Genomic DNA, 7,232 nt, shown 5'->3' with positions numbered 1-7,232 from the left:
TCGTCGTCGATACCTTCTCCCGTCGGGTCGTCGGCTGGTCCGCCGCCACGTCGAAGGAGACCCAGCTCGTTCTGGACGCCCTGAAGATGGCGCTGTGGCAGCACGACCGCGATGAACACCCCTACGTCCGGGGCGAGTTGATACACCACAGCGATGCGGGCAGCCAGTACACCAGCTTCCGGCTCGCCGAACATCTGGATGCGGCCGGCATCGCGGCCTCGATCGGCTCCGTCGGTGATGCGTACGACAACGCCCTGGTGGAGAGCGCGATCGGCCTGTACAAGACCGAGTTGATCAAGCCGCAGCGGCCCTGGAAGACCCTCTCCGAGCTCGAGCTGGCCACCGCCGAGTGGGTCGACTGGTACAACCACCGAAGGCTCCACGGTGAGATAGGCCATGCTCCGCCCGTCGAGTACGAGGCCAATCACTACATGGAATCCAAGAAACCCCAGGTCACAACCATAATATGAGCTCTCTACCGAACCCGGGGCGGTTCAGACTGACCCCGCTCGGCTGGCTGGGCTGCAACTGTTCTGAGCCGTTGCCTACTGGCCCAGGGCCTGCCAGCCTCTGGTTCCGTTCTGGACGGAGTGGGCTTCGTCCACGCGGACGACCTCTCCGGCGGGCTTGCTGTCGGCGAGATGTCCCAGGATGGAGAGCAGGTCGTCGTCGGCGAACCGCCCGGCCGTGGCTGCGAGCCCGAGGGCCTGGTCGGCTTTGTCGTTGCCCAGGACGGTGGCCAGCTCGACTGCGCGGGCCATCTTGGCGCGGATGCGGGTGGCGCCGGCGGGTCCGGCTTCCTTGAGCCAGCGTCCGGCGCCGGGGCCGATGCCTACGAACGCGATCTCGGCTTCCGAGCAGGGCTGCAACCTGGGCTGGTGGATGCTGCGGCCGTCGGGATGGTCGGGGTAATGCTCGTCGATGATCTGCGGAACCCCTGGAGTGGAGAGTTGGTGGCGCCACATCTCCATCAGGTCACCGGAGTTGGTGCGGGCGGTGATGGACAGTTCCTCGCCGGCCACCCGGCACCACACCCTCGCCCCGGTATATCCGGGCGGAGTTGAGCAGCGCACCGAGTTGAAGCTGATCGTGCGGTCCGAGCCGACGAGGCGTTCCTCGCCGAGCGCGAGCGGCTCGATGGGCAGGACATGCAGTGTGGTGCGTTCGACGTCGAGTCGGCTCGCGGGTATCTGCCCCGTCGCCCGGCGACGGCGTGAGTTCACCGCATCGCGCCAGGTCAGGCAGGCATCGGTGAGATCGGCGAAGGAGTCGTAAGCCGGTAGCAGGTTCGCATCCGTGGGCACCAGGTCGGCCTTCGCGATACGGACTGTGGCCTCCGCGCCGCCCTTCGATTCGGGATCGTAGGGCGCGCAGCTGACCACCTGGCAGCCGTAATGCCGGCCCGCAGCGACCATCTGCGGATGCCGCACCGGGATCCCGGCGATGTGCTCGACGGTCACCGTCTTCGCGTTGTCCGTCAGCACGTACGTCGGCGCCCCGCCGATCCGCCTGAGCGTGGTGCTAGACAGGCCACCAGCATGCCCGACGTGCGGTCCCAGACCGGGATGACGACCCGAAACCGCGACCAGGACAGCCATGCGCAGAATAGCCAGGTCCGCCGCCCGCCGATCCGCGGGCCCTCGCCCCAGTCGAACTGGAGTCAGCGGCCCGGCTCGGGAATCCACAGCCGGTACGTTCGGCGCTTGCCCACCTTCCACGCCGCTTTTGCCACGTTCACCGCCCGTCTCGTCGAGCGTTCGCTGCCCCGGTAGCCCATCTTCAGCAGCTTCTCCTGGACCACATCGGCGCGGATCCGGATCGTCGCCTTCGACTGCTCGACCCACTCCTCGACCTTCTCCAGGAACGCGTCGATCGTCTTCGGCCGTGGCTCTCGCTCATAGGGATTGCGCCCGCCGTTGCGGGCCTCGACATATCGCTTGACCGTCTTCGGGTCGTGCCCCGTCAAGGCCGCCGCCGACCAGACCGTCCCGGTCAGGTCGTACGCCTCAAGGATTTCCATGATCTCTCTGTCAGACTTCATCACAGGACCTCTCCGGCCAGTTCACTGATGCTCGCAAACACCAGCAAACCGGACGGAGGGGTCTTCTTCGCATAAGGAAGCGATCAGGAACACCACAGGCCAGACGGCCATCCACCGGGAATTCCGGTGGCCATCAGCCTGAACCCGGCCGACCGCACACCTGGACTTTGCCACGACCGCCGACAAGCACGGCCGCCGGGTAGCGGCCGGCGTCGGTCAAGGTGGTGGCCAGCCGGTAGGAGCCGGTGAACACGGTGCTGTCAGCGCAGGTCACCGTGACGGTCGCGTCGATCACACGGACCCTCTGGGCGGCGATCACCGACAGATACGAGCCATCGGCGAGACGTGCGAGAAAGGGGGTTCGCCGGTTGCTGCGGAGCCGGCCCAGGAACTGGGCGCGGGTCGCGGTGACGGCGGCGAGGAAGTCGTTGCCGTCGAAGCCCTTGTCCCACAGGACGAGCATGTCCGGCCGCAGCAGATGCAGCAGGCGCGAGGTATAGCTGGTTTCGCCTTCGGCGGTGGGTCCGAACACCGCGCCGAGCAAGGCCCGTGTCCCGGTCTCGGCCAGGGTCATCAACTCCATTGTGGGATAGCCGTGATGGGAGGTTCGCCCCAGCCAGGCCCTGTTCCGCCCGGAGTCGGGGACCTTCTGGGAGCTGCAGCCGTCGAATGACACGGTCCGGTACGGACCGAACCGCACGCCGGGTGTCGTCGGCCGGGCCAGAGGCCCCGCGAGAACGTCGAACAGGGCCCGCACCGGCGCACTGCCCAGGCGTCGGCGCAGATCACGCAGGGCCTTCGGAGTCGGAGAGGCAACTGGCACTTCGGCCAACCCGGCGGTCAGTTTGTCCCAGACCAGCCGGTAGCCGACTTCGGAGAACAGGCACATCGGGAGCAGGAAGTAGATCCCGACCCGCGAAGGAAGATCGCACAGTCGTCTCTGCACCGAGCGGGTCTCCGCCAGGACCGCGTCGACCGGCTCGAACGGCCCGACAGCCGTCAGCTCGCCCAGATGGCCGGGCGCGAACCGGCCCGCGGCCACTGTGACCGTACGGGTGATGGTCACTACCGGGGCCGACAGGACATCATGAAACGGCAACGGAGCTCCTCAAGTACAAGCTGCCTTGGTCGACTGCCTGTACCAACGAGCTCCGTTGCTCTTGCGCCGGGGAATCCTTCAACTGGCTTGCGTGACCTGCGAAAACGTTAACTACCCGGCCTTGGGTGAAGGCCCGAGATCATCGACGGACTCATCGCTGCCAACGAGTGCACCGCCGGTTCCCTCGACATGCCATCGACGCGGACCGACCAGGACTCCCCGAACTACGCCGACATCACCGGCGGCATCGACCCTGGCATGGAAGGGTCGAAAACCTCCGCACTCGCCCCGCGGCTGGCGACCCAGGACGAACGCGAACGCACCATCACCTCCCTACGCTTCGAACAAGGGAGGATCCAATCCGAGATCGGCCAGCACCTCGGCATCTCCCAGATACGCATCTCCCGCACCCTCACGAAACCACGCACCGGCATGCTCACGGAAAGTTGATACGCCTGCGGCAAGGGCCATGAATTCCTGCCGCCTTGCGTCATCACGACGCCATCGGCCGACAGCGGGCCGTGACCGATCGCCATGCTTTGAGCCGTGGTCCAGGCACAACGGCCGGGTCGATGAGGGGCAGCCCGGCCCGTTCGGTCGCGAGGCGTTGAAGGCCCGCACGGAGTCGCGTCGAGCTTGCCGCGCTCACCGGAACGGCCGTCACCGGGGACCGGCTGCACACGCCGAACTGGTCCGCAAGAGGGCGTCTCCGGACGTATTTGGACCGGCGATGCCAGTACCTCCAAGGCGGAGGAAAGTATTCAGCCAGCCAGAGGATACGACAAATGTGCAATTCATCACCATAACTTCCCAATCACCTTGCCAAGGAAGTTTGCAACCAATGCACCTTTGATGGCTTATGCACGCTACCCATGAGACCCTCCGGCGGGGGATGAATTATACGCAACCATGGCGCAACTTACAGTAACAACATGTAAAGAAATGACAAATTAATAACGGCTTACGACTCGTCGCGACCATTTGCCACATATGAGCGCCGTGTCCGTCCAGTGAATTATTTCACATACACCCCAAATTCCCTTTTGGGGGCACTTATGCGAGATGGGTCAGGTCTACCGCCACTCGTCGACCTCCATCTCATTCCGGGCTCGCGGGCGCGAATCCGGCCTTGCGCCAGGAGCCACCGCCGTCAACGATTCCAGCATGCAACTTGGCAGGTTCACGCCCAACACCCACTGGGTGGGAACCTCGCGCACCAACGGCCCAACCTCACCCGACCAGGGCTGCCCCCCATACCTCGGAGGATCTCGTGACCTTCAAGCGCTTCTCGCCGATCAGCAGCACGTCAAGACACGCACGGCTGCTCGCCGTGGCGTCCGGCATGGTGGCCGCCGTCGCCCTGGCCGCCCCCTCGGCCGTCGCCGCTCCTGAGGCGGAGTCCAAGGCGACCGTATCGCAGCTCGCAGCCGCCAGCTCCGCCGTCCTCGCCGCTGATGTGGCGGGCACCGCCTGGTACACGGAGACGAGCACGGGCAAGATCGTCCTCACCGCTGACAGCACCGTATCGAAGGCCGAACTGGCCAAGATCAGCGATGCGCTGGCGAACTCCAAGGCGGAACTGACGGTCAAGCGCGCCGAAGGCAAGTTCACCCCACTGATCGCCGGCGGCGAGGCCATCACCACCGGTGGCAGCCGCTGTTCGCTCGGCTTCAACGTGTCGGTCAACGGCGTCGCCCACGCGCTCACTGCCGGCCACTGCACCAACATCAGCGCCAGCTGGTCCATCGGTACGCGCACCGGAACCAGCTTCCCGAACAACGACTACGGCATCATCCGCCACTCGAACCCGGCGGCGGCCGACGGCCGGGTCTACCTGTACAACGGCTCCTACCAGGACATCACGACGGCGGGCAACGCCTCCGTGGGCCAGTCCGTCCAACGCAGCGGCAGCACCACCGGGCTGCGTAGCGGCACGGTCACCGGCCTCAACGCCACAGTCAACTACGGTTCCAGCGGGATCGTGTACGGCATGATCCAGACCAACGTCTGTGCCGAGCCCGGCGACAGTGGTGGCGCGCTCTTCGCGGGCAGCACCGCTCTGGGTCTCACCTCCGGCGGCAGCGGCAACTGCCGGACCGGCGGCACGACGTTCTACCAGCCCGCCACCGAGGCGCTGAGCGCCTACGGGGCGACAATCCTGTAGCTGATGCCACCGGGTCTTCGGGCTGACGGCCGACCGGGCGCCCGAGGCCCCGCGCAACGACCCGCCCCGGCGGACCGTGCTCTCGCGCGGTCCGCCCTCGTCGTGCCGGCGAACCTCACCGTGGCATGTCACATGAGCCGCGGGCGCGTTGGCTGGATTCGCGCCCAAGGACGGGAAGCCGGCGATGGTCAGCATGAACGACCGTCCTCGGCCCTGGGCAGCACTTCGATGAACCCTGTCACCGATGGTGTGAAGGTACGCGATCCTCTGCCAGGTACCGGGGTCAAGGCCCTTCAAGAGGTACCCGTCGCCCCGGCCTCGATCGCGGGAAGGGTGTCGGAGTCGGTGTCGTAGGTGGTGAGTACCAGTACGCGGGCCCGTGCGCCACGGCGGGTCAGCTCGGCGATGACCTCCATGCCGCTGCCGACCGGCATGAGCAGATCCATCAGGACGACGTCCGGGTCCATGCGCAATGTCATCTCCACCGCCTCCGTGCCGCCGGACGCCTCTCCGAGCACGGTGAAGCCGTCCGCGGGCTCCAGTATGCCGCGCAGGCCGTCGCGCACCACCGGGGTGGTCGTCGACGAATCAGGAGGGTGATCGCCCCGGTGTTCTCAGCGTTCATGGGGCACCGACGGTACGCGTGCGGACACGGCGGTACCCAGGCCCGGTTCGGACTCCACGGTCAGCTCACCGGCCAGCCGCTCCGCGCGGGCGCGCATGCCTTTCAGGCCGAATCCGGACGCGGTGTCGGGCTCGGGCAGGGCGGTCGGGACGAAGCCGTGGCCGTCGTCGCGCACATCGAGCACGACCTCCTCGCCCATGTAGGACAGGGTCACGCCGACCCGGGTGGCCTTCGCGTGGCGTGCGGTGTTGGACAGCGCCTCCGCGGCGATGCGCAGCAGTGTCGCCTCCACCTCCTCGTGCAGCGGCTCGTCGGTGCCGGTGAGGGTGAATTCTGCGTGGACGCCGGTGCGTTCGGACCAGCGGACGACGGTCTTCTTCAACGCCTCGGGCAGGTCGTCCTCGGCCAGCGCGACGGGCGCGAGGTTGGCGACGGCGCGGCGTGCCTCGCCGAGGCTGTGGCGGGCCAGTTGCAGGGCTCGTTCGGCATGGACGCGGGCCGCGCCCTGTTCCTGGGTGTCGGTGACGACCTGGAGCTGGGTGATGACACCGGTCAGGTCCTGGGCGACGGTGTCGTGGATCTCCGCGGCCAGCCGGCGGCGCTCGTCGGCGATCCCGGCCTCCCGTGCCTGGAGCAGGAGTTGGTCGTGCAGGGCGGCGTTCTCCACCAGGGCCCGTTCCAGTGCGACGTTGGCGTGTTCCAGCTCGCGGATGGTCTCCACCCGTTTCCGTGCGCGGTCCTCCTCCTTCCCCGCGTCCTGCTGGACGGTCAGGAAGATGCCCATGTTGGCGGCGACCAGCATGCCGTAGAACACCCAGCTCACCGTGTCGTCGGACGGCAGGCCACCGATCTGTGCGCCGGCGATCGTCGCGGCGGTGGCCAGCAGGCCGAGGGGAATCCAGCGGCGGGGCACCAGCCGCTCGACGTCGAAGCACCCGACCGCCGCGTAGAAGGCGCAGAACGGGTTTATCCAGGCCAGGCCGAACGCAAGGGCGGAGCGGAGCGCGTAGTACGTGGCGCCGGTAGCGCTGGGTCCGGGCCTGCCACGTGCCACCCGGTCCCACCACAGTTGCAGGGCGAGCGCCGAGGCGGCCAGCATCCCCGTCGTCAGCCAGTCGGCGCCGTCCATGCCGATCAGGGGCGAGGTCGCCGCGGCGAGCACCAGGCTGAGGCCGAGGAGGACGGGGGGGCTGAAGCGCAGGAGTAACCGCGGCTGCGTGTGGTGCGCGGTCTGCGGCTCGTTGACCGGGGAGGATGCGTCGGGTGCCACGGGCTCAGTATCGGCCATGGCACCCGGCGCCCG

5 protein-coding genes and 2 pseudogenes are annotated in these 7,232 nt (G+C 67.3%); 3 read left to right on the top strand and 4 right to left on the bottom strand.

Annotated features, from left to right (window positions below; translation table 11 throughout):
* Positions 1 to 470, top strand: a 470-nt coding sequence (locus ACZ60Q_RS13555) for an integrase core domain-containing protein (protein WP_469632708.1), incomplete at its 5' end; no start/stop codon positions are given.
* Positions 471 to 545: 75 nt separating this feature from the next.
* On the opposite strand, the pseudogene istA reads toward ACZ60Q_RS13555, so the two are convergent.
* Together istA and ACZ60Q_RS13545 are read right to left on the bottom strand one after the other, a co-directional pair.
* Positions 546 to 2,041 (bottom strand): annotated as a pseudogene (gene istA / locus ACZ60Q_RS13550) (IS21 family transposase).
* Between the two features lie 133 nt (positions 2,042 to 2,174).
* Positions 2,175 to 3,122 carry a transposase domain-containing protein gene (locus ACZ60Q_RS13545; RefSeq protein ID WP_469632790.1) on the bottom strand — a complete coding sequence of 316 codons (948 nt, stop codon included), beginning with the start codon at positions 3,120 to 3,122 and terminating at the stop codon, positions 2,175 to 2,177.
* A 207-nt stretch (positions 3,123 to 3,329) separates the two neighbouring features.
* Here ACZ60Q_RS13545 and ACZ60Q_RS13540 point away from each other — a divergent pair, with 207 nt between their 5' ends.
* Both ACZ60Q_RS13540 and ACZ60Q_RS13535 read left to right on the top strand, forming a co-directional pair.
* On the top strand, positions 3,330 to 3,590 hold the full coding sequence (locus ACZ60Q_RS13540) for a sigma factor-like helix-turn-helix DNA-binding protein (RefSeq protein WP_469632706.1): 261 nt from the start codon (positions 3,330 to 3,332) through the stop codon (positions 3,588 to 3,590).
* Between the two features lie 820 nt (positions 3,591 to 4,410).
* Entirely contained in the window at positions 4,411 to 5,304 is an 894-nt protein-coding gene (locus ACZ60Q_RS13535) for a S1 family peptidase (protein ID WP_469632704.1), read from the top strand.
* A 302-nt stretch (positions 5,305 to 5,606) separates the two neighbouring features.
* On the opposite strand, the pseudogene ACZ60Q_RS13530 reads toward ACZ60Q_RS13535, so the two are convergent.
* Both ACZ60Q_RS13530 and ACZ60Q_RS13525 read right to left on the bottom strand, forming a co-directional pair.
* A pseudogene (locus tag ACZ60Q_RS13530) lies at positions 5,607 to 5,889 on the bottom strand (response regulator); the annotation flags it as partial.
* A gap of 29 nt (positions 5,890 to 5,918) precedes the next feature.
* Positions 5,919 to 7,217, bottom strand: coding sequence for a sensor histidine kinase (locus tag ACZ60Q_RS13525; protein ID WP_469632701.1), 1,299 nt, complete (start codon positions 7,215 to 7,217; stop codon positions 5,919 to 5,921).
* Between the last annotated feature and the right edge of the window lie 15 nt (positions 7,218 to 7,232).

Source organism: Streptomyces sp. NPDC104313, assembly GCF_055583985.1.
Note: the sequence above shows the minus strand (reverse complement) of the source record. Positions and strands in the feature narration are given on the sequence as shown.

What these genes read in the sequence shown, in the direction of transcription:
- ACZ60Q_RS13540 (WP_469632706.1), top strand. Translation starts at nt 3,330, where the DNA reads ATGCCATCGACGCGGACCGACCAGGACTCCCCGAACTACGCCGACATC.
- ACZ60Q_RS13525 (WP_469632701.1), bottom strand. Translation starts at nt 7,217, where the DNA reads ATGGCCGATACTGAGCCCGTGGCACCCGACGCATCCTCCCCGGTCAAC.